24 protein-coding genes are annotated in these 18,225 nt (G+C 45.2%); 8 read left to right on the top strand and 16 right to left on the bottom strand.

Translation table 11 applies throughout. The features are described 5' to 3' along the window. Window position 1: 1 nt before the first annotated feature. The 13 genes from OCU74_RS14030 to OCU74_RS13970 form a co-directional block, all read right to left on the bottom strand. Window positions 2-574, bottom strand: coding sequence for a hypothetical protein (locus tag OCU74_RS14030; protein WP_087482360.1), 573 nt, complete (start codon window positions 572-574; stop codon window positions 2-4). A 172-nt stretch (window positions 575-746) separates the two neighbouring features. Beyond that, a complete protein-coding gene (gene mgtE / locus OCU74_RS14025) occupies window positions 747-2,105 on the bottom strand; it encodes a magnesium transporter (RefSeq protein ID WP_087482361.1) in 1,359 nt (452 codons plus the stop codon). 113 nt (window positions 2,106-2,218) lie between these two features. Beyond that, window positions 2,219-2,497, bottom strand: a complete 279-nt coding sequence (locus OCU74_RS14020) for an HPr family phosphocarrier protein (protein WP_087482362.1) — start codon at window positions 2,495-2,497, stop codon at window positions 2,219-2,221. 11 nt (window positions 2,498-2,508) lie between these two features. After that, a complete protein-coding gene (gene rapZ / locus OCU74_RS14015) occupies window positions 2,509-3,372 on the bottom strand; it encodes an RNase adapter RapZ (protein ID WP_087482363.1) in 864 nt (287 codons plus the stop codon). A gap of 18 nt (window positions 3,373-3,390) precedes the next feature. Next, complete coding sequence (gene ptsN, locus OCU74_RS14010; RefSeq protein ID WP_087482364.1) at window positions 3,391-3,840, bottom strand: PTS IIA-like nitrogen regulatory protein PtsN; 450 nt, start codon at window positions 3,838-3,840, stop codon at window positions 3,391-3,393. 2 nt (window positions 3,841-3,842) lie between these two features. After that, entirely contained in the window at window positions 3,843-4,130 is a 288-nt protein-coding gene (gene hpf / locus OCU74_RS14005) for a ribosome hibernation promoting factor (RefSeq protein ID WP_087482365.1), read from the bottom strand. A 24-nt stretch (window positions 4,131-4,154) separates the two neighbouring features. Next, a complete protein-coding gene (locus OCU74_RS14000; RefSeq protein ID WP_087482366.1) occupies window positions 4,155-5,627 on the bottom strand; it encodes an RNA polymerase factor sigma-54 in 1,473 nt (490 codons plus the stop codon). A gap of 72 nt (window positions 5,628-5,699) precedes the next feature. Continuing rightward, the gene (lptB, locus tag OCU74_RS13995) at window positions 5,700-6,425 is read right to left on the bottom strand and encodes an LPS export ABC transporter ATP-binding protein (RefSeq protein ID WP_087482367.1); all 726 of its coding nucleotides are present in this window, start codon (window positions 6,423-6,425) and stop codon (window positions 5,700-5,702) included. 3 nt (window positions 6,426-6,428) lie between these two features. Then, on the bottom strand, window positions 6,429-6,932 hold the full coding sequence (gene lptA / locus OCU74_RS13990) for a lipopolysaccharide transport periplasmic protein LptA (protein ID WP_087482368.1): 504 nt from the start codon (window positions 6,930-6,932) through the stop codon (window positions 6,429-6,431). Continuing rightward, the gene (lptC, locus tag OCU74_RS13985) at window positions 6,913-7,476 is read right to left on the bottom strand and encodes an LPS export ABC transporter periplasmic protein LptC (RefSeq protein WP_087482369.1); all 564 of its coding nucleotides are present in this window, start codon (window positions 7,474-7,476) and stop codon (window positions 6,913-6,915) included. Before lptC ends, lptA begins: the two co-directional genes overlap by 20 nt. Beyond that, entirely contained in the window at window positions 7,473-8,030 is a 558-nt protein-coding gene (kdsC, locus tag OCU74_RS13980) for a 3-deoxy-manno-octulosonate-8-phosphatase KdsC (protein WP_087482370.1), read from the bottom strand. The genes lptC and kdsC overlap by 4 nt, the downstream gene beginning before the upstream one ends. After that, window positions 8,030-9,004 (bottom strand): arabinose-5-phosphate isomerase KdsD, encoded by a 975-nt coding sequence (gene kdsD, locus OCU74_RS13975; protein WP_200807778.1) that lies wholly within the window; start codon window positions 9,002-9,004, stop codon window positions 8,030-8,032. Before kdsD ends, kdsC begins: the two co-directional genes overlap by 1 nt. 21 nt (window positions 9,005-9,025) lie before the next feature. Then, window positions 9,026-9,991, bottom strand: a complete 966-nt coding sequence (locus tag OCU74_RS13970) for a calcium/sodium antiporter (RefSeq protein WP_087482372.1) — start codon at window positions 9,989-9,991, stop codon at window positions 9,026-9,028. 651 nt (window positions 9,992-10,642) lie between these two features. Between OCU74_RS13970 and mlaF the strand changes: the two genes are divergently transcribed. From mlaF to OCU74_RS13930, 8 genes are all read left to right on the top strand, one after another. Further along, window positions 10,643-11,446, top strand: a complete 804-nt coding sequence (gene mlaF / locus OCU74_RS13965) for a phospholipid ABC transporter ATP-binding protein MlaF (RefSeq protein ID WP_087482373.1) — start codon at window positions 10,643-10,645, stop codon at window positions 11,444-11,446. Next, window positions 11,436-12,227 (top strand): lipid asymmetry maintenance ABC transporter permease subunit MlaE, encoded by a 792-nt coding sequence (gene mlaE, locus OCU74_RS13960; protein WP_087482374.1) that lies wholly within the window; start codon window positions 11,436-11,438, stop codon window positions 12,225-12,227. Before mlaF ends, mlaE begins: the two co-directional genes overlap by 11 nt. Window positions 12,228-12,229: 2 nt before the next feature. After that, window positions 12,230-12,739 carry an outer membrane lipid asymmetry maintenance protein MlaD gene (gene mlaD / locus OCU74_RS13955; RefSeq protein WP_087482375.1) on the top strand — a complete coding sequence of 170 codons (510 nt, stop codon included), beginning with the start codon at window positions 12,230-12,232 and terminating at the stop codon, window positions 12,737-12,739. 3 nt (window positions 12,740-12,742) lie between these two features. After that, window positions 12,743-13,378, top strand: a complete 636-nt coding sequence (mlaC, locus tag OCU74_RS13950; RefSeq protein ID WP_087482376.1) for a phospholipid-binding protein MlaC — start codon at window positions 12,743-12,745, stop codon at window positions 13,376-13,378. Next, the gene (locus OCU74_RS13945) at window positions 13,375-13,683 is read left to right on the top strand and encodes an STAS domain-containing protein (RefSeq protein WP_087482377.1); all 309 of its coding nucleotides are present in this window, start codon (window positions 13,375-13,377) and stop codon (window positions 13,681-13,683) included. The genes mlaC and OCU74_RS13945 overlap by 4 nt, the downstream gene beginning before the upstream one ends. 20 nt (window positions 13,684-13,703) lie before the next feature. Beyond that, a complete protein-coding gene (gene ibaG / locus OCU74_RS13940; RefSeq protein WP_087482378.1) occupies window positions 13,704-13,958 on the top strand; it encodes a BolA family iron metabolism protein IbaG in 255 nt (84 codons plus the stop codon). A 9-nt stretch (window positions 13,959-13,967) separates the two neighbouring features. Continuing rightward, the gene (gene murA, locus OCU74_RS13935; RefSeq protein WP_087482379.1) at window positions 13,968-15,233 is read left to right on the top strand and encodes a UDP-N-acetylglucosamine 1-carboxyvinyltransferase; all 1,266 of its coding nucleotides are present in this window, start codon (window positions 13,968-13,970) and stop codon (window positions 15,231-15,233) included. A gap of 85 nt (window positions 15,234-15,318) precedes the next feature. After that, the gene (locus OCU74_RS13930; protein ID WP_087482380.1) at window positions 15,319-16,062 is read left to right on the top strand and encodes a 1-acylglycerol-3-phosphate O-acyltransferase; all 744 of its coding nucleotides are present in this window, start codon (window positions 15,319-15,321) and stop codon (window positions 16,060-16,062) included. A gap of 106 nt (window positions 16,063-16,168) precedes the next feature. On the opposite strand, the gene OCU74_RS13925 is transcribed toward OCU74_RS13930, so the two are convergent. From OCU74_RS13925 to pyrB, 3 genes are all read right to left on the bottom strand, one after another. Further along, window positions 16,169-16,555: a RidA family protein gene (locus tag OCU74_RS13925; protein WP_087482419.1), complete on the bottom strand. Its 387-nt coding sequence runs from the start codon at window positions 16,553-16,555 to the stop codon at window positions 16,169-16,171. 85 nt (window positions 16,556-16,640) lie between these two features. Beyond that, window positions 16,641-17,105 (bottom strand): aspartate carbamoyltransferase regulatory subunit, encoded by a 465-nt coding sequence (gene pyrI / locus OCU74_RS13920; RefSeq protein WP_087482381.1) that lies wholly within the window; start codon window positions 17,103-17,105, stop codon window positions 16,641-16,643. A 17-nt stretch (window positions 17,106-17,122) separates the two neighbouring features. Continuing rightward, window positions 17,123-18,052: an aspartate carbamoyltransferase gene (gene pyrB / locus OCU74_RS13915; RefSeq protein ID WP_087482382.1), complete on the bottom strand. Its 930-nt coding sequence runs from the start codon at window positions 18,050-18,052 to the stop codon at window positions 17,123-17,125. Window positions 18,053-18,225: the final 173 nt, after the last annotated feature.

Below are 18,225 nucleotides of genomic sequence, written 5' to 3'. Positions count from 1 at the left end.
TTTACCTTCCATTGTATGACCAATGTGGAGCATCGGTTTTCAGTTTTTTTACACCATATGACTCACCAATAGAGTGTAATGAAGTATTCTTATTAACGTTAGACATGTATTCGACTTCAACCGTTGTCCCATCTTTTTTATTTATTTTTATTTTTCCAGTCCATTTTATAGTCATATCTATCGCTTTTCCTGAGATATGGTTGCTAGTTAAAGATGGTGGGTTAACACTTTTGGGAGGAACTGCTAATCCAAATCCTTTTACCATTTCTAAAGCGCCAGCTTTGCTTTTTGAGCTATCTCCGTGATCCCATTCAATATCTACACCAGGCAATTTTGTAGCATCTGAAGGCTTACTTTTACCTTGTGAGATTTTCCATGACCAATGGAAAAGATATGCTCGCTTCTTATTTCTTTTTGTTGCAGAAACACTAACTGTAGCTCCGGCAGCTTTTAGTGCTTTTATAAAACTGTTAACGTTAGATTTAAAGTTCTCTTCAAGATCGTCTATTTTTTTACTATTTTTTGCATTAGCATTTGCCCATGTTACCCAGTATTTACCACTTTTAGTTGGCATACACATATCCTCAATTATTACAACTGGTTATTGTTATAACAATATATAGTTGAAATGATCAAGATACTCATATCAGAAAATATATGTAAATTCCAATATATAGAGATTTTATCTTTGAGTTATTAAATATCCCTGTATAATAACCTATTAATATATATTAGGCTGACTTTAATCAGGCAATAAAAATTGTCGCCAGCCCCAGAAATACAAACAGACCAATCACATCGGTGACTGTTGTCAGAGCCATTCCGCCCGCCAGTGCCGGATCAATCTTCATCTTTTTCAGTAACACCGGAATGGTCACGCCAGCAATACCAGCCACCGTCAGATTGGTCAGCATCGCTGCTGAGATAATACCACCCAGCAACCAGTTCCCTTTCCATAACACCACAATACCGCCAATGAGCAGTGCCCACAGACAGCCATTGAGCAGACCGACGGCAGCTTCTTTGAGCAGCAGTTCCCGCTTGTTACTGTCACCGATATGGCCCAGCGCCAGACCACGGATCACCAGAGCAATAGTCTGATTACCGGCAACTCCGCCCATCGAAGGAACAATCGTCATCAGTACCGCGATAGCCGCCATCTGATCCAGCGTGGCTTCAAACATATTGGATACCGAAGCCGCAGCCAGAGCGGCCAGTACGTTGGCACCCAGCCAGATGCTACGTTTACGGGCAGATTTCATCACTGGGGCAAAAGTGTCTTCTTCGTCGTCCATCCCGGCCAGACTCATCATTGAGTGCTCGGCATCTTCCCGGATGACATCGACCACATCATCGATGGTGATCCGCCCCAGCAGATGTTGTTCTGCGTTTACCACCGGTGCGGAGATCCAGTTACGCCGTTCAAACAGACTGGCAACATCCGAATCTTTAGCATCAACCTGAATCGCCTCGTCGGCATCCTCCATAATATCGCAAATCCGGCTGTCCGGCTGGCTGGTCAGTAAGCTGGTTAGTGACAGATGACCAATCAGTTTACTGTCTTCGTCAATCACATACAGGGCATCAGTTGCCTGAGGCAATTCCCCTTTCATGCGTAAATAACGCAGAACTACATCGACATCGACATCGCCACGAATGGTGACGAAATCCGTGTTCATCAGACCACCGGCAGTGTCTTCCGGATACGAGAGCGCCATTTCGACACGGAGACGGTCGATGGTATCCATCTGGGAGAGAATTTCCCGGGAGAGATCATCAGGCAGGCTTCGCAGCACGTAGGCAACGTCGTCGGTATCCATCCCTTCGGTTGCTTCTGCCAGCCGTTCCGGAGCCATTTTGGACACCAGCGCATCTTTGACGTCTTCGCTCAGCTCGTCAAGGATTTCACCATAGTCTTCCGGGTCGGTCAGTTGCCAGAGGACTTCACGGCTTTTGCGGGGAGAAGCTTCCAGAAGATGAGCAATATCTTCCGGCTCCATGTCCTGAAGTTGACGGCGGACATGGACAAAACGACCATTTTCTAAGGCTTCGGTGACTTCCTGGAGGGTGAGGTGAGCCTGATCAAACTCAATATGCTCTGCCATAACTTCCTCCTGTGTCGTATTTATTATGTAAGTGACATAGTAACTTAATTCTATGCCTGATTTAATAAGAAGTTATTGCAGTACAGAAATTTATTTTGCGTAAAAACGGCAGGTTAGTCTTCTTCTTCAAATTTATCTTCAATTAAATAACAAACAGCTTCCAGTGCTGGTTCGGCTTCACTTCCTTCGGCAGCAATGGTGACGTACTGTCCCTGTGCCGATTCCAGCATCAGCAGCCCCATAACGCCGTCGGCAGTGGCTTCTTTGCCTTCCTGACTACGGATGGTCAGAATGGCATCAAATGACTGGGCCAGTTCAACCAGTTTGACGGCAGCTCTGGCATGAAGCCCGAGTCTGTTCTGGATTAAAACCGTTTTACTCAGTTGTGGCATAACATCTTCCTTTACTGATTTTTCTCAAGTGAAGTATGGCGTATTTGTACCTGATGTCCCAGTTGCGAGAAGTATTCTCCGATTTGTTGGGTCAGATAAACGGAACGGTGTTTGCCACCGGTACAGCCGATCGCAACGGTCAGATAACTTCGGTTATTTTTCTCCAGAGAAGGTAACCAGTAGCCGATGAAAGACTGAATGTGCTGACGCATATCAATCACATCGGTATGCTGTTCCAGAAAAGATTTCACCGGCGCATCAAGACCGGTAAAAGCACGTAATTCAGGTTGCCAGTGGGGATTTGGCAGAAAACGGACATCAAAGACGAAATCTGAATCGCTGGGTAAGCCGTATTTGAAGCCGAAGGACTCGAATACCATGATCAGATTTTTTCGCTCTTTGCCTTCAACCCGCATCCGGATCGTTTCACTGAGATCGTGAATAGAACGATTGGTACTGTCGAGGAGCAGATCAGCATGTTCTTTCAGTGGTGCAAGAATGCGTTTTTCCTGTTCGATGGCTTGTGCCAGTGTCAGATTGTTGTTGTGCAGGGAGAGAGGATGGATACGGCGGGTTTCACTATATCGTTTGAGGAGCGCATCCTCGGTGGCATCGAGAAACAGAACGCTGACATCATGCGTCACCGAATTTTTCAGAGACTGGAACGTTTCACTGAGTAGCGATGGATCATGCGGTAAGTTACGAATATCAATACTGACCGCAACATTCTGTTTGCTTCCCTGTACGGACTGGAGGAAAGCGTCCAGTAGATCGACGGGAAGGTTATCGACACAGTAGTATCCAAGATCTTCCAGCACCCTCAGGGCGACACTCTTCCCGGCACCGGACTGACCACTAACAACAATTAAGCGCATCGTAACACACTCAGAAAATCAGGATTGGTTAACCATGATATCATAAAGTTTTTGATCGTTTTCAGCTTTACGCAACTGCTTTAAAACTTGTTTATCGTTCAGACGTTCAGCCATACTGGAGAGTGTTTTCAGGTGAGCCTGACACTGTTCTTCCGGGACGAATAAGGCAAACAGAATGTCGACAGGACGGTTATCTATCGCATCAAAATCGATGGGTTCTTCACATTGGATCAGTACCGCAACTGCATTTTCACTGATGGACATTCTGGCATGGGGAATGGCGATACCGTTACCGATCCCGGTACTACCGACTTTTTCCCGGGAGAGCATATTTTCAAAGAGTTCAGTGGCATTCTGGCCGGTATGATTGGCAGCAATTTCGCTGATAATCTCTAACGCACGTTTCTTGCTTGAACATTGGACTGCACTTTTAGTGCAGTCCAGAGATAGTACTTCACTGAGTTGCATGATTAATGACTACTTAATTTTTCTTTATGCTTATTGAGTTGACGTACTAATTTGTCAATCAGGTTATCAATTGCTGCATACATGTTTTCATCTTCGGAGGTCGCATGGATCTCTCCCTGATTAACATGAAGCGTTGCTTCTGCGATTTGCTGGAGTTTCTCAACACGTAAAATGACTTGTATGCTGTTGATATGATCAAAAAATCGCTCAAGTTTATCAAATTTTGAGTGAACATAGTCTTGCATTGAATCGGTAAGATCAATGTGATGGCCATTAATATTGATTTGCATAGACTTTCCTTCTCTGTTAGGCCTTTATAGCAGGCGTTTTCGCTGACTCGACGGGGAAATTCCCAAAGATTCCCGGTACTTTGCAATGGTACGTCTAGCGACCTGAATCCCCTGGTCAGCCAGTAGTGTTGCAATTTTACTGTCACTGAGTGGCTTCGCCGGATTTTCTGCGGCAACCAGTTTTTTTATCAGTGCGCGAATTGCGGTTGATGAACATTCTCCACCATTGTCTGTACTTACGTGGCTAGAGAAAAAGTACTTCAGCTCAAATATACCCCGTGGGGTATGCATAAATTTCTGGGTTGTTACCCGTGAGATGGTTGACTCATGCATGTCGACGGCAAGGGCGACATCGTTCAGAACCATCGGTTTCATCGCTTCTTCCCCATACTCGAAGAAATCGTGCTGATGTTCAACTATACACTTGGCAACTTTGAGCAAAGTCTCGTTTCGACTTTCCAAACTTTTAATTAGCCACTTGGCTTCTTGTAAATTGGTCCGAATATAATTACTGTCTGCACCATTTCCCCGTCCCAGCTCGGCATATTGCTGGTTGATTTTTAGTCTGGGGATGCTGTCCGGGTTGATCGTGACCATCCACTTGCCCCGATCTTTGAAGACAGAAACGTCAGGAATGACATATTCTGCATGTTCTGCATTGATATCGTTGCCCGGACGTGGGTTGAGTTCCTGAATCAGTTGCAGCGCAGCTCGGAGTTCATCTTCTTTCAGCTTGGTCTCTTTCTGAATCAGTTTGTAGTCGCGGTTACCCAGTTGGTCGATATGATCCGTCAGGAGTTGTCTGGCTTCATTGAGCCATGGTGTATCACTTGGGAAAGTTGCCAGTTGCAGCAACAGACAATCCTGTAAATTCAGAGATGCGACACCTAAAGGATCAAACTGCTGGATCCGTTTTCTGACAGCTTCAACTTCATCCAGTTCTATATCGTCTTCTTCTTCGCTTTTGACACTCTCCAGAATCTCTTCCGGGGAAAGTGTCAGATAACCGTAGTCATCGATAGCATCGATGATTGCCAGAGCGATCGCCCGATCCGTGTCGCTGAAAGGCGTCAGATCCAACTGCCACAGCAAATAATCCTGAAGTGTCTGTGTGGTTTCACCCTGATAGACCGGCGCATCTTCATCCAGCGATATACCGGTGCTACCGGTATTAGCACTGTAGACGTCGTCCCATGTGGTATCGATTTCCAGTTCATTACTGATTTCTGATTTTTCAATCATCTCCGAACTGTCTTGGGGTTCCGGTTCTGCATCGGCAACATCAGCAGTCGCTTCTTTTACCGTTTCAGTTTTTTCTTCCTGAGATGTGACTTCTTCATATGAATCTTCAACATCAAGCAGCGGGTTGGAATCCAGTGCTTCCTGTATCTCTTGCTGGAGATCTAACGTCGAAAGTTGCAGCAAACGGATTGCTTGCTGCAACTGGGGTGTCATGGCTAACTGTTGACCTAACTTGAGTTGTAGTGAAGGTTTCATTCAGTTCCGATTGCCTTATTTTGTTTTCTCGTGTTCTGATACTGTCTGGCTCAAATCCCGCTCTTTATTTAATCATAGACGGAATTGTTCACCGAGATAAACCTGTTTGACCTGCTCGTTATCAAGGACCTGTTGGGGTGTTCCTTCCGCGATTAGGTGTCCCTGACTTACGATATAGGCTTTTTCACAAACATCCAAGGTTTCCCTGACATTATGGTCAGTAATCAAAACACCAAGCCCCCGATCCCGGAGATGTTCAATAATTTTTTTGATATCAATGACAGAGATAGGATCGACACCGGCAAACGGTTCATCCAGAAGAATGAACTGTGGGTTTGCAGCCAGTGCCCGGGCGATTTCTACCCGCCGTCTTTCCCCGCCGGACAAAGCCATACCCGCACTATGACGGATATGTCCGATATGGAATTCTTCGAGCAGGTCTTCCAGTTTATCCTGACGTTCTTCTCTGGAAAGTTTTTCCCGGGTTTGTAAGACCGCCATGATATTGTCTTCGACGGAGAGCTTACGGAAAATTGATGCTTCCTGCGGCAAATAACCGATTCCCATACGGGAACGTTGATGCATTGGCAGAACACTGATGTCTTTATCATCGATTTGGATTACGCCTTCATCCCGGGCAACCAGACCTACAATCATATAGAATGACGTTGTTTTCCCAGCACCATTCGGGCCGAGTAAACCGACGATTTGTCCGGATTCTACCTGCAGGCTGACATCAGAGACGACTTTTCTCTTTTTGTAGCTTTTGGCTAAATGTTCTGCTTTTAGTACGGCCATTGTCTATTCTTTCGTTGTATTTGTTGCCTGCGGTTGCAGGATTGTTGAAACACGCTCGCTCGAGTTTCCGTCTGCAATCAACTTCTGTGCAGAAATTTTGTAACGGATTTTAGTACTACGGATGACGCTGTCATCCTGAGACAGCATTGCTTTATCTGTCATGGTTAATTGATCGGCAGCCATTTGATAATTCAGCACTTTTGCTTCTCCGTAAAGCGTTTTTCCGTCATCTGTTAACTGAGAAAATGTTGCCAGGTCGCCGTAACCCTGAATTTCCTGGATTTGTCCATCCTGAGGATTCCGGGTGACAATTAATTTATCCGCGTGGATATTAATGCTGCCTTGTTTGAGTGTCACATTTCCCAAAAAAGTAACCTGATTACTTTTTAAATCAAGTTGCTGACTGTCTGAATCGATGTAAACCGGCTGTTCGGTATCGGTTGATAATGCCAAAGCACCGCTTGATATAAACAGGCAAGCGATCAAACTAAGGTGCGAGATTTTCATATCTACCCTGTACATGGTTATAAAGTAAGGCGTTGTTACGGGCAAAATTACCTTTCATCGCCTGACCTTGTGTTTCAAATAGTGGCCCTTTCAGCAAAACCGGAGTTTCTGTCCAGAAATCCCGGTTATCCAGTTGCATGCTGAGTCGTGCTGTTTCGAGCGAATCGAAACTGGAACTTTCAAGTAAATTTTTACCAAGAACGTTGTCATAAAGTGTCAAAACCTTGTTCTTGGTCAGAATTCCCCGCTGGGCCGTTACTTCCCACTCAAGGACTTTTCCGTCACGGTAAACCCGTAAAATCGGGTGTTCAAAAATCGTATTGCCACTTTTGGCATAATAATCCAGGTGGGTAGAAGTTATGGCATAACTTCTGACTCCATCTGTACCATATGAAGTATTTGACAGATGTTCTCCGCTAAACATCGGCAGCTCCGTATTCGGAGCGACCTGCATATCCGCTTTTCTTTCATTATCTATCAGGTAATAAAGTGACCAGCAAATAATGAAAAATAAGAGTATATAGATAGTACGGGGGAGACTCATATACTCAAACCTTTGTGTATTTCCAGCTCGCCCCGGGACTGCAAAATCAAATCACAGACTTCTCGTACGGCACCATAACCACCGGGAATCTTCGTCACGTAGTCTGCTTTCCGGGCCAGTAAAGGATGACCATCGGCGACACAGACTTTTAAAGCGACTTGCTCCATGACTGGCCAATCAATGAGATCATCACCGATGTAGGCCGTATGTTCCGGTAAGATCTGTCGCTTCTGACTGATGTCCGAATACGCTTTCACTTTATCATCCTGTCCCTGATAAATCAGCGAAATTCCCAGAGCTTTCATTCTGTTTTCAACAATTTTTGAATGTCTGCCGGTAATGACCGCGACTTCAATCCCTGCATTCATCAGCGATTTGATGCCATATCCGTCTCTGGTGTGAAAGGTTTTGAGTTCTTCTCCCTGGTTACCCATATAGATACGTCCATCGGAGAAAACACCATCGACATCACAGATCAGTAGCCGGATCTGTCTGGCGAGCTCCCAAACGGATGACTCAACCGGACCGTAAAGGGTTTCAACCATATCTGACACTACATGACTCCTGCTTTCAGAAGGTCGTGCATGTTTAAAGCACCAACCAGATGATCGTTTTCAACCAGCACCAGACCGTTAATCCGTTTCTCCTGCATCAGATTGAGTCCTTCCACAGCAAGTATGTGAGGTGAAGCCGTTGTTGGGTTCCGGGTCATGACCTCACAAATCTTCGCACTGTGAAGATCAACGCGTTTATCCAGAATTCGCCGTAGGTCGCCATCGGTAAAAATTCCGAGCAGTTTTTGTTGTTCATCAACAATGGCGGTCATCCCCAGTCCTTTCTGGCTAATCTCCATTAAAGCATCACGGATTAAAGCATCCGGGCTTACCTTAGGCAGATCAGCTCCCGAGTGCATGATATCTTCCAGTTTGAGTAATAACTTACGGCCTAATGCACCGCCCGGATGAGACAATGCGAAATCTTCCTGAGTAAATCCCCGGGCCTGTAACAGAGAAATTGCCAGAGCATCTCCCATTACTAATGTGGCTGTTGCGCTGGATGTCGGTGCGAGTCCCAGTGGACATGCTTCTTCCGGAACGGACACCTGTAAGTGAAGATCGGCAAGTCTGGCCATGTTAGAAGCGGGGTTACCGGTCATACTGATAATGCGAATTGAGCGCCGTTTCAGTACGGAATAGAGGGGCAATATTTCAGATGACTCTCCTGAATAGGAGATCGCAATGACGATGTCGCCCTCAGAGATCATTCCTAAATCCCCATGAGCAGCTTCTCCGGGGTGGACAAAGAATGAAGGTGTTCCGGTACTGGCTAATGTTGCTGCCATTTTTTTGCCGATATGGCCGGATTTACCCATTCCCATGACAATAACTTTGCCGATGGTATTGCTCAGTATCATGTCACAGGCCTGACAGAAATCATCATTGATGTATTGTTCTAATTGTTGTAACCCTTTGATTTCTGTATTTAAAACCTGTTTTGCTGACTGAGTGTAGTTAAAATTCTGTGACATTCTCAACTCCGTTCCCGCTTGTTAGGCGCTCATGTTCATGAACAGGTAAGTTTGATAGACAATAAATATGGTGAACAGAATAAAACCTTCGATTCTGTTGATGCTCCGTGATTTTCCTAATGCCATCACAACCAGAAGCAGGGAAAGCCCGAGCATGACCCAAAAGTCTCTTCCCATAGCGTATTCACTGATTGTTGAGGGATTCAGAATCCCCGGAATCCCCATGACTGCCAGAATATTGAAGACATTTGAGCCGATGATATTACCGACTGCCATATCGTCTTCGCCTTTCAAAACCCCGGCCAGTGATGCGGCAAGCTCCGGTAAACTGGTACCAATTGCGATAATGGTCAGGCCGATGATCAAATCGCTCATGCCAAAATATTTTGCAATAATAACAGCATTATCCACCAGAATATCAGCAGACAGCGGAAGTACGACCAAGCCGAAGATTACCCATAAGACAGCGATTTTACTGTTGACTCCCTCCGGGACTTCGGACTCTTGCTCAGTCAGAAGAGTATCATCTTTATTTTTCTCATTTCGGCTGATTTTGATCATCGTCAGAATAAAGACTGCAAACAAAATAAATAGCAGAATGCCCTCATAGAAGCCCAGATGACCATCCCAGAGAATCACGCCTGATAACAGTGTGACTCCGATCATGAATGGAAGTTCTCGGCGTAGGAGTTCAGAATTGATCGATAGTGGCTTGATGAGCGCTGTGATACCCAGAATTAATGCAATATTTGCAATGTTGGAGCCCAGAATGTTACCGACGGCAGTGTCGGTTTTGTTCGCTAATGCTGCTGTTGCCGATACCATCATTTCCGGTGCAGATGATCCCATTGCGATGATTGTCATACCGATGACCAGCGGGGAGATTCCGACATTTCGTGCCAGAGCTGCGGCACCAAATACCAGTCGATCTGCGCTCCATACCAGTAATATGAGTCCGACAATCAATAAAGCAACAGCTGTAAGCATGTGTATTCCTAGTGAATAAAGATAAAAATATTTAACCGTCGATTTTGACGTTTTGGTCTGAAAAAGAAAAGTGAAACCTCTCTATTTCTTCACCAAATCATTGCAGTTTTGGTTTATTTTCTCTTTCCCCGAAGTTTCAGGATGCAGCTTTAGCATGGATGAACCTGCTCCGGGGCTGAACATCAGTCTATATTGTCGGACATCTGTAAGCGCTCTGACAAAGGGGAAGTATATTACCATCAAAATTGAAAAGATGGATGCCAATACGGTTAAATCAGTGCGTTTTTTCAACAGGAAGAAAGACGCTGGGGTTTGAGCAGATAAAGTAAGTCAATGATTCTTGCTCCAGTGATGGTATGATAAAGGACGGAATGGCCTGATTTCTTGGGGCCGGAAATATTTTCGGTTTAAGATAGGTCAGTTACAAGTGATGTTATCAGTAACAAATCGTGACAAAAAGGTCATGAAAGAATATTACTCGTTGAGTTTTCCAAAGTGATGTTCAGTACTGGTATTTCTGAATGTGTCGTGAAGTAACGTACAATGAAGCGACGCTTTAAATTTTTTGATGTTGTGCTTATGATTGCTCATCAAATTCACTGTGATTGATGTGATGATAAACGAGCATTACAAAGGAACGATAGGCTGTGTATGTCCGAGTCTGATCTGGTAACGATTAACAATCTTACATTTTCCCGGGGCGACAGAAAAATTTTTGATGATGTGTCACTGCGTGTACCTCAGGGAAAAGTGACTGCAATCATGGGACCTTCCGGGATAGGAAAAACGACGTTACTCCGTTTGATTGGAGGGCAGTTGCTTCCGGAGTCTGGAGAAATTTGGTTTGATGGGGTGAATATTCCTGCTCTGGGACGAAAGCAACTTTATCAGGCTCGTAAGAAAATGAGTATGCTGTTTCAGTCCGGGGCGTTGTTTACCGATCTGAACGTATATGACAATGTTGCATTCCCGCTTCGGGAACATACGGCACTGAGTGAAGAGTTAATTCGTACATTGGTGCTGCTTAAACTGGAGGCTGTCGGCCTGCGGGGAGCTGCTTATCTGATGCCCAGCGAACTGTCTGGCGGGATGGCGCGTCGGGCTGCGCTCGCACGGTCGATTGCGCTGGATCCTGATTTGATAATGTTTGATGAACCGTTTGTCGGTCAGGATCCGATGACGATGGGCGTTCTGGTTGAGTTGATCCGTAATCTGAATCATGCGTTGGGAGTGACATCGATAGTTGTTTCTCATGACGTCCCTGAAGTGATGAGCATTGCCGACTGGGTCTATATTCTTGCTGATGGTAAGATTATCGCTGAAGGAACAACCGAATCATTGATACAGAATACGGACCCGAGAGTCAGACAGTTTTTACAGGGTGAAGCTGATGGACCGGTTCCTTTCCGCTATCCGGCACCATCACTCGATAAGGATCTATTCCATGTTGGCTAGTTTTATTCAGTTTGCCGTTCATACTGGCCGGAGAACATTTGATGTCTGTGAAGCATTTGGCCGGGCAACATTCATGTTGCTTGGTGCTTTGCTGAGTCGGCCTCATCCGGTAAAGAATTTTCCATTGTTGGTGAAGCAACTTTATAGTGTTGGTGTGCTGTCTATGGCCATCATCATTGTTTCCGGATTATTTATCGGTATGGTTGTGAGCCTGCAAGGGTACGTGATTCTGGTTGATTATGGTGCAGAAGGTAGTTTGGGAACTTTGGTTTCTCTGTCGTTACTGCGTGAATTGGGACCAGTGGTTACTGCTCTATTGTTTGCCGGTCGTGCCGGTTCTGCTCTGACGGCCGAGATTGGTTTGATGAAAGCCACCGAGCAATTGTCCAGTCTGGAAATGATGGCTGTTGATCCTCTGAAACGAGTGATTGCTCCCCGTTTCTGGGCGGGTGTCATTTCAATGCCGATGCTGGCGATGATTTTCATGGCTGTCGGTATCTGGGGCGGTCAGTTGGTTGGTGTCGACTGGAAAGGAATTGACGACGGAAGTTTCTGGTCAACGATTCAGGCCACTGTTGAGTTAGGCCATGATATTGGCAACAGTATGGTGAAGTGTCTGGCTTTCGCCTTTACCGTTATCTGGATTGCTTTGTTTAATGGATACGACGCGATACCAACTTCTGAAGGTATCAGCCGAGCGACAACGAAGACGGTTGTGTACTCGTCTCTCGCTGTTTTAGGCCTTGATTTTGTTTTAACTGCACTGATGTTTGGGAATTGATCATGCAACAAACACGAACAATAGAATTTTGGGTTGGTACTTTCGTTATTGCCGGAATTTGCGCAATTCTGGTGATGATTTTTCAGGTTGCTGATGTAAAAGGTCTGGGATCTGACGATACTTACCAACTGAGCGCTGAGTTTGACAATATCGGTAGTCTGAAGGTTCGTTCTCCCGTTAAAGTCGGGGGCGTTGTCATCGGACGGGTTTCTGAAATCACTCTGGATCCTGAATCACTCAAACCGATTGTAAAACTGGCAATCAGTAGTCAGTACGAGGAATTTCCGGCAACATCCAGTCTGCAGATTCTGACATCAGGATTGATCGGCGAGCAGTATATCAGTTTGGTGCCCGGTTTTGTCTGGGGAGATGAAACTGAGCTACTGACCGATGGTGATAAAGTTGAAGATACCAAATCTGCATTAGTTCTGGAAAATCTGATCGGACAGTTCCTCTACCGGACCGGTGATTCGGGAGATGAGAAAAAAAATCAGGCGGATACGAAGGAGTAAAGTATGTTGATGCGCTATATGATGTTGCTGGTAATTCTGTTCAGCTCTCTGAGCAGTCAGGCGGCGACCGTTGATATGCACAACCCTTATCAAATGATGAGAGAGGTGTCGGAAAAGACATTTCAGCGTTTGAAAGCAGAACAGAGCCAGATTCATCAGGATCCGAATTATCTGAAAGTGATCGTGAAAGATGAGCTGATGCCTTACGTTAATTCACAGTATGCCGCTCTAAAGCTATTAGGTCCTTATCTGAAAGGTGCGAAGCGGGAAGATGTTCTGGCTTTTATTGATGCGTTTCAGGGGTATTTGGTTGCCAGCTATGCACAGGTTTTAACTCAGTACAGTGATCAACAAATTGAGTTCGGTCCGGAGCCAAAAGTTGGTGAAAAAGATCGTATTGCAACGGTTTTAGTGAATATTATCGATACACCGAATCCGGATATTAAGCTCGAATTCAAACTGAGAAAGTCGAAGTCGGGTCAGTGGCAGGCTTTCGATATTATTGCTGAAGGGATCAGTTTACTGTCCAGTAAACGCTCGGAATGGAGTGGAAAAATCCGGAACGATGGTATTTTAGCCGTTGCCCATGAGTTGAAAGATCTCTCTGATCAACCGATTAAAATTGAGAGAAAGTCATGACACATCCTCAGTGGCAGCAGCTTGAACAGGATAGCATTCAGTTAAATGGTGCCCTGGATCGGGAAAGTGTTCCCGGATTATGGCAGTTTGTGCAGCAGTGGCAGCCGACACATAACCAGATCGTTGTTTCTCTGCAGAATGTGGGACGGGTTGACTCTGCGGGAATGGTCTTGCTGATTCATTTAATTGAGCATGCAAAAAAGCAAAACTGTCATATAATGCTCCGTTTCGTGCCGGAGCAACTTCGTATGTTATTCCAGTTGAGTAACGTCGATTCGCTCGTAACAAAACATATTTCAGAATAATTAATTAGGGGTAGATAGTAGTGGATAGTGCACAGGTACAAGAGATTTTAGATGAGGCACTTCATCTTCACGAAATCCATGTCAAAGGGGAAGGAAGCCATTTCGAAGTTATTGCAGTTGATGAGTGCTTTGACGGAATGAGCCGAGTGAAGAAACAACAGTTGATCTACGCCCCGTTAATGGAACATATTCAGTGTAATGACATTCATGCTGTTTCCATCAAAGCCTATACCCCGGCGGAATGGGAACGGGATAGAAAACTTATGTCTTTGTAAGGTTGATTCATGGAAAAATTTCGAGTAACCGGATCGAATAAGCCTTTACAGGGAGAGGTGGTGATTTCCGGGGCAAAAAATGCCGCATTACCCATTCTTTTTGCGTCTATTCTGGCTCAGGAGCCAATTGAAGTCGCGAATGTTCCCCATCTTCGGGACATCGATACCACTATGGCTTTATTGCAGCAGTTAGGGGCAAAAGTTGAAAGAAATGGTTCAGTACATGTCGATCCGGGAAATATCAATCAATATTGTGCGCCTTATGATCTGGTTAAAACCATGCGGGCATCTATTTGGGCATTAGGTCCTCTGGTTGCGCGTTTCGGTCAGGGACAGGTTTCTCTGCCGGGTGGATGTGCAATTGGCGCACGCCCTGTTGATTTACATATTCAGGGGCTGGAACAGTTGGGAGCAAAGATTGTTCTGGAAGATGGCTATGTGAAAGCGACAGTTGATGGCCGCCTGCAAGGCGCACATATCGTCATGGGGAAAGTGAGTGTTGGAGCTACGATTACCGTGATGTGTGCAGCGACGTTGGCAGAAGGAACCACAGTTTTAGATAACGCGGCTCGTGAACCGGAAATTGTTGATACTGCAATGTTTCTGAATACGCTGGGAGCAAAAATTTCCGGAGCCGGGACCGATACAATCACGATTGAAGGTGTTGAACGCTTAGGCGGCGGTAAACATACGGTTGTCGCTGACCGGATTGAAACCGGAACATTTCTTGTTGCGGCCGCTGTTTCCGGTGGGAAGGTTGTTTGTCGTCATACGAATGCCCATCTGCTTGAATCGGTATTGGCAAAACTGGAAGAAGCCGGTGCATTGATTGAAGTTGGCGAAGACTGGATTTCTCTGGATATGACCGGACGTGAATTGAAGGCTGTTTCTATCCGAACCGCGCCACATCCTGGTTTCCCGACTGATATGCAGGCACAGTTTACTTTACTCAATATCATGGCAAAAGGCGGTGGCATTATTACCGAGACTATTTTCGAAAATCGTTTCATGCATGTCCCGGAACTGATGCGTATGGGAGCCAAAGCCGAGATTGAAGGAAATACGGTAATCTGCGGTGATGTCGATAGTCTGAGCGGTGCTCAGGTTATGGCTACTGATTTGCGGGCTTCAGCCAGTCTGGTGATTGCCGGATGTATTGCCAAAGGTGAAACGATTGTCGATCGAATTTATCATATCGATCGGGGATATGAACGTATTGAAGATAAGTTATCCGCACTGGGTGCGAATATTGAAAGATTCAGCGAAGCTGGTTAATTTGTCATATTGAGTCGAAACAGAGGGTTTCGGCTTTTTTATTGTGGGTCTGTTGTATTATCGGCAGGCTAGTTAGGAGAACAGAATGATTGCACTATTACGTGTGTTGGTTGTCGTGATAATTGCGGTATTCATGTTTATCTTCGGATGCGGTTACTGTTTATTCAGTCCCCGTAATCCTAAGCATGTTTATACATTTGGCCGGATGTTTGCCCGAATGTCCCGAATATTCGGAGTCAAGATTGATCTGCGTTTACCGGAGAATGCGTTACAGCAGGCTCAAAGTATCTATATTGCCAACCACCAGAGCAACTGGGATATGTTTACGGTTTCTGCCGCAGTGACGCCTAAAGTGGTCACCGTCGGGAAAAAAAGTCTGGCCTGGCTGCCTTTATTCGGACAGTTATATTGGCTGACTGGTAATATCTTGATTGATCGGGCAAATAAAACTAAAGCCAAAGGGACGATTGATCAGGTTGTCGATAATATTAAAAACAGTGATGTTTCTGTCTGGATGTTTCCTGAGGGAACTCGTTCCAGAGGACGGGGATTACTGCCTTTTAAAGTCGGTGCTTTTCATGCCGCAATTGCAGCCGGAGTTCCGGTTGTCCCGATTGTTTGTAGTTCGACAGATCATTTAAAGCTGAATCGTTGGAATAACGGACATATTATTGTTGAAATGATGGCTCCGATTCCGACTCAGGGTATGCAAAAAGAAGATGTCCGCCGTCTGGCAAAAGAGTGTCATCGGGTGATGAAAGATAAACTTGAATCTCTGGATCAGGAAGTCCTGATGTTGAATCAGGGGCGGGGATCGGTTCCGAACTGATTGATATTGATGCTATTTAGCAAATTGTCATGAAAAAAGGTTGATGGAAACATCAACCTTTTTTACTTCTGAGCGCTTGGTATTTATATTCAAGCCTATGAACGTATTAGCGTACGGCAATCGCTTCAATTTCAATACCGACATCTTTTGGCAGACGGGCAACTTCGACACAAGAACGGGCCGGATAATTTGCAACATTATGCTCGTCGAAGAATTTACCGTAAACTTCGTTGACAGTTGCAAAGTCACCTAAGTCTTTCACAAAAACAGTCATCTTTACGATATTTGCCACACTTAAACCAGAAGATTCAATGATTGCTTTGACGTTTTCCAGAGACTGGCGGGCTTGCGCTGAAATATCAGCCGGGACTTCACCTGTCACCGGATTGACCGGGATCTGGCCAGAAGTCATAACGATATTTCCTAAATCGACACCTTGTACATAAGGTCCGATTGCGGCAGGGGCTGATTCTGTATGAAGTACTTTTGTCATTGTTTTTTTATCCATTCCATGTTGCGTAAGAAATGTCAGTTTGCCCTGATTCAGAGCTGAGGTAAAGCCTCAATCGGATTGAGATTTAAGTCCGTTCTGTGACGATATCTCTTGAGAATACTTTCTCACAATATTTACATTTCAGACGAATATCATCTTTCTTTTTCAGAATATGAAAACTACTTTCAACCGGCTCATCGTGGGAGATACAGTTTGTATTCGGGCAGGCAAATACATTGTTGATCTGATACGGGAGGTTCAGTGCGAGTTTTTTGACAACTTTGTAGTTTTCGATTTGGTTCACTGTCGCATGGGGAGCATACAGGGCAAGTTTGTTGGCCTGTGCTTCGTTGATGAAAACATTCTCGATCTTCAGCAAGTCTTTGATACCTAATGCTGATGATGGAAGGTTGAGGCCAATGGTGACTTTCTGAGATGACTGGTGCATATCAAAAAGTTTGAGCACTTTGATCCCGATCTGCGCAGGAATATGATCGATCACTGTGCCGTTTTTAATCGCTTCTACCTGCAATTGAGTATCTTTTGGCATGATAGTTTTCTCCCTGTTTACAGTGTTTCATTCAGCACAAGAGCAAGCAGCGCTTCACGTGCGTATACGCCATTTTCTGCCTGTTGGAAGAAATAAGCGTGTGGCGTTTTATCAACATCGGTTGTGATTTCATCAACCCGGGGAAGCGGATGTAAGACTTTCATATTTTCTTTGGCATCCTGAAGCTGAGCGGCGGAAAGAATATAAGCTGAACGAATATGCGCATATTCTGATTCATCAAATCTTTCTTTCTGTACCCGAGTCATATAGAGAATATCAACCTGAGGGATAACACTTTCAATATCGGTGTGCAGACTATATTCATGTCCCGCTTCTTCCAGTTCTTCTAAAATATAATCAGGCATTGCCAGAGCTTCCGGCGCAATGAAAAAGAAGCGGTTATTATTGAATTTAGCCAGAGCCTGAGTCAGGGAGTGAACCGTACGGCCATATTTCAGATCACCGACAAAGGCAATGTTGATTCCATCAAGACGCCCCTGCGTTTCAGTGATAGTGAACAGGTCGAGCAAGGTTTGGGTCGGATGCTGGTTCGCCCCATCACCGGCATTGATTACCGGAATGCCGTTAGAGAATTCTGAAGCCAGGCGTGCAGCCCCTTCCTGTGGGTGGCGCATGACAAATGCATCTACATAAGAAGAGATAATCTGCACTGAATCTGCCAGTGTCTCTCCCTTTTTCGCCAGAGAAGTATTTCCTCCGTTATCAAATCCAATCACACTCCCGCCGATACGCTGGATTGCGGTTTCAAAGGAGAGGCGTGTTCGTGTCGATGGTTCGAAGAAACAGCTGGCTACGACTTTATTTTTGATTAATTCCGGTTGAGGTGCCGCCTTTAACTGGCCTGCTGTATTGACAATCAATTCTAACTCATCACGAGAGAGTTCAGGAATTGAGATGATGTGCTTTTTGTATAGCGAGTTCGTCATGATCATCTTCCCTAGTATTTTCCGACAGCCATAAAAAAGCCCCCCTGATAAGGGAGGCCTTCAAAAACAGTAACAGAGGGAAATAACAAGGATGGGTAAGTGACTTTGCTTACCCTGATGTTGCGTTGGCAAGACCGTATTACGGCGCTATTCCTGACGCTCATCTTATTCCC

It is taken from the genome of Vibrio mangrovi (assembly GCF_024346955.1).
GTDB lineage: Bacteria > Pseudomonadota > Gammaproteobacteria > Enterobacterales > Vibrionaceae > Vibrio > Vibrio mangrovi.
Note: the sequence above shows the minus strand (reverse complement) of the source record. Positions and strands in the feature narration are given on the sequence as shown.

What these genes read in the sequence shown, in the direction of transcription:
- OCU74_RS14030 (WP_087482360.1), bottom strand. Translation starts at nt 574, where the DNA reads ATGCCAACTAAAAGTGGTAAATACTGGGTAACATGGGCAAATGCTAAT.
- mgtE (WP_087482361.1), bottom strand. Translation starts at nt 2,105, where the DNA reads ATGGCAGAGCATATTGAGTTTGATCAGGCTCACCTCACCCTCCAGGAA.
- OCU74_RS14020 (WP_087482362.1), bottom strand. Translation starts at nt 2,497, where the DNA reads ATGCCACAACTGAGTAAAACGGTTTTAATCCAGAACAGACTCGGGCTT.
- rapZ (WP_087482363.1), bottom strand. Translation starts at nt 3,372, where the DNA reads ATGCGCTTAATTGTTGTTAGTGGTCAGTCCGGTGCCGGGAAGAGTGTC.
- ptsN (WP_087482364.1), bottom strand. Translation starts at nt 3,840, where the DNA reads ATGCAACTCAGTGAAGTACTATCTCTGGACTGCACTAAAAGTGCAGTC.
- hpf (WP_087482365.1), bottom strand. Translation starts at nt 4,130, where the DNA reads ATGCAAATCAATATTAATGGCCATCACATTGATCTTACCGATTCAATG.
- OCU74_RS14000 (WP_087482366.1), bottom strand. Translation starts at nt 5,627, where the DNA reads ATGAAACCTTCACTACAACTCAAGTTAGGTCAACAGTTAGCCATGACA.
- lptB (WP_087482367.1), bottom strand. Translation starts at nt 6,425, where the DNA reads ATGGCCGTACTAAAAGCAGAACATTTAGCCAAAAGCTACAAAAAGAGA.
- lptA (WP_087482368.1), bottom strand. Translation starts at nt 6,932, where the DNA reads ATGAAAATCTCGCACCTTAGTTTGATCGCTTGCCTGTTTATATCAAGC.
- lptC (WP_087482369.1), bottom strand. Translation starts at nt 7,476, where the DNA reads ATGAGTCTCCCCCGTACTATCTATATACTCTTATTTTTCATTATTTGC.
- kdsD (WP_200807778.1), bottom strand. Translation starts at nt 9,004, where the DNA reads ATGTCACAGAATTTTAACTACACTCAGTCAGCAAAACAGGTTTTAAAT.
- OCU74_RS13970 (WP_087482372.1), bottom strand. Translation starts at nt 9,991, where the DNA reads ATGCTTACAGCTGTTGCTTTATTGATTGTCGGACTCATATTACTGGTA.
- mlaF (WP_087482373.1), top strand. Translation starts at nt 10,643, where the DNA reads ATGTCCGAGTCTGATCTGGTAACGATTAACAATCTTACATTTTCCCGG.
- mlaE (WP_087482374.1), top strand. Translation starts at nt 11,436, where the DNA reads ATGTTGGCTAGTTTTATTCAGTTTGCCGTTCATACTGGCCGGAGAACA.
- mlaD (WP_087482375.1), top strand. Translation starts at nt 12,230, where the DNA reads ATGCAACAAACACGAACAATAGAATTTTGGGTTGGTACTTTCGTTATT.
- mlaC (WP_087482376.1), top strand. Translation starts at nt 12,743, where the DNA reads ATGTTGATGCGCTATATGATGTTGCTGGTAATTCTGTTCAGCTCTCTG.
- OCU74_RS13945 (WP_087482377.1), top strand. Translation starts at nt 13,375, where the DNA reads ATGACACATCCTCAGTGGCAGCAGCTTGAACAGGATAGCATTCAGTTA.
- murA (WP_087482379.1), top strand. Translation starts at nt 13,968, where the DNA reads ATGGAAAAATTTCGAGTAACCGGATCGAATAAGCCTTTACAGGGAGAG.
- OCU74_RS13930 (WP_087482380.1), top strand. Translation starts at nt 15,319, where the DNA reads ATGATTGCACTATTACGTGTGTTGGTTGTCGTGATAATTGCGGTATTC.
- OCU74_RS13925 (WP_087482419.1), bottom strand. Translation starts at nt 16,555, where the DNA reads ATGACAAAAGTACTTCATACAGAATCAGCCCCTGCCGCAATCGGACCT.
- pyrI (WP_087482381.1), bottom strand. Translation starts at nt 17,105, where the DNA reads ATGCCAAAAGATACTCAATTGCAGGTAGAAGCGATTAAAAACGGCACA.
- pyrB (WP_087482382.1), bottom strand. Translation starts at nt 18,052, where the DNA reads ATGACGAACTCGCTATACAAAAAGCACATCATCTCAATTCCTGAACTC.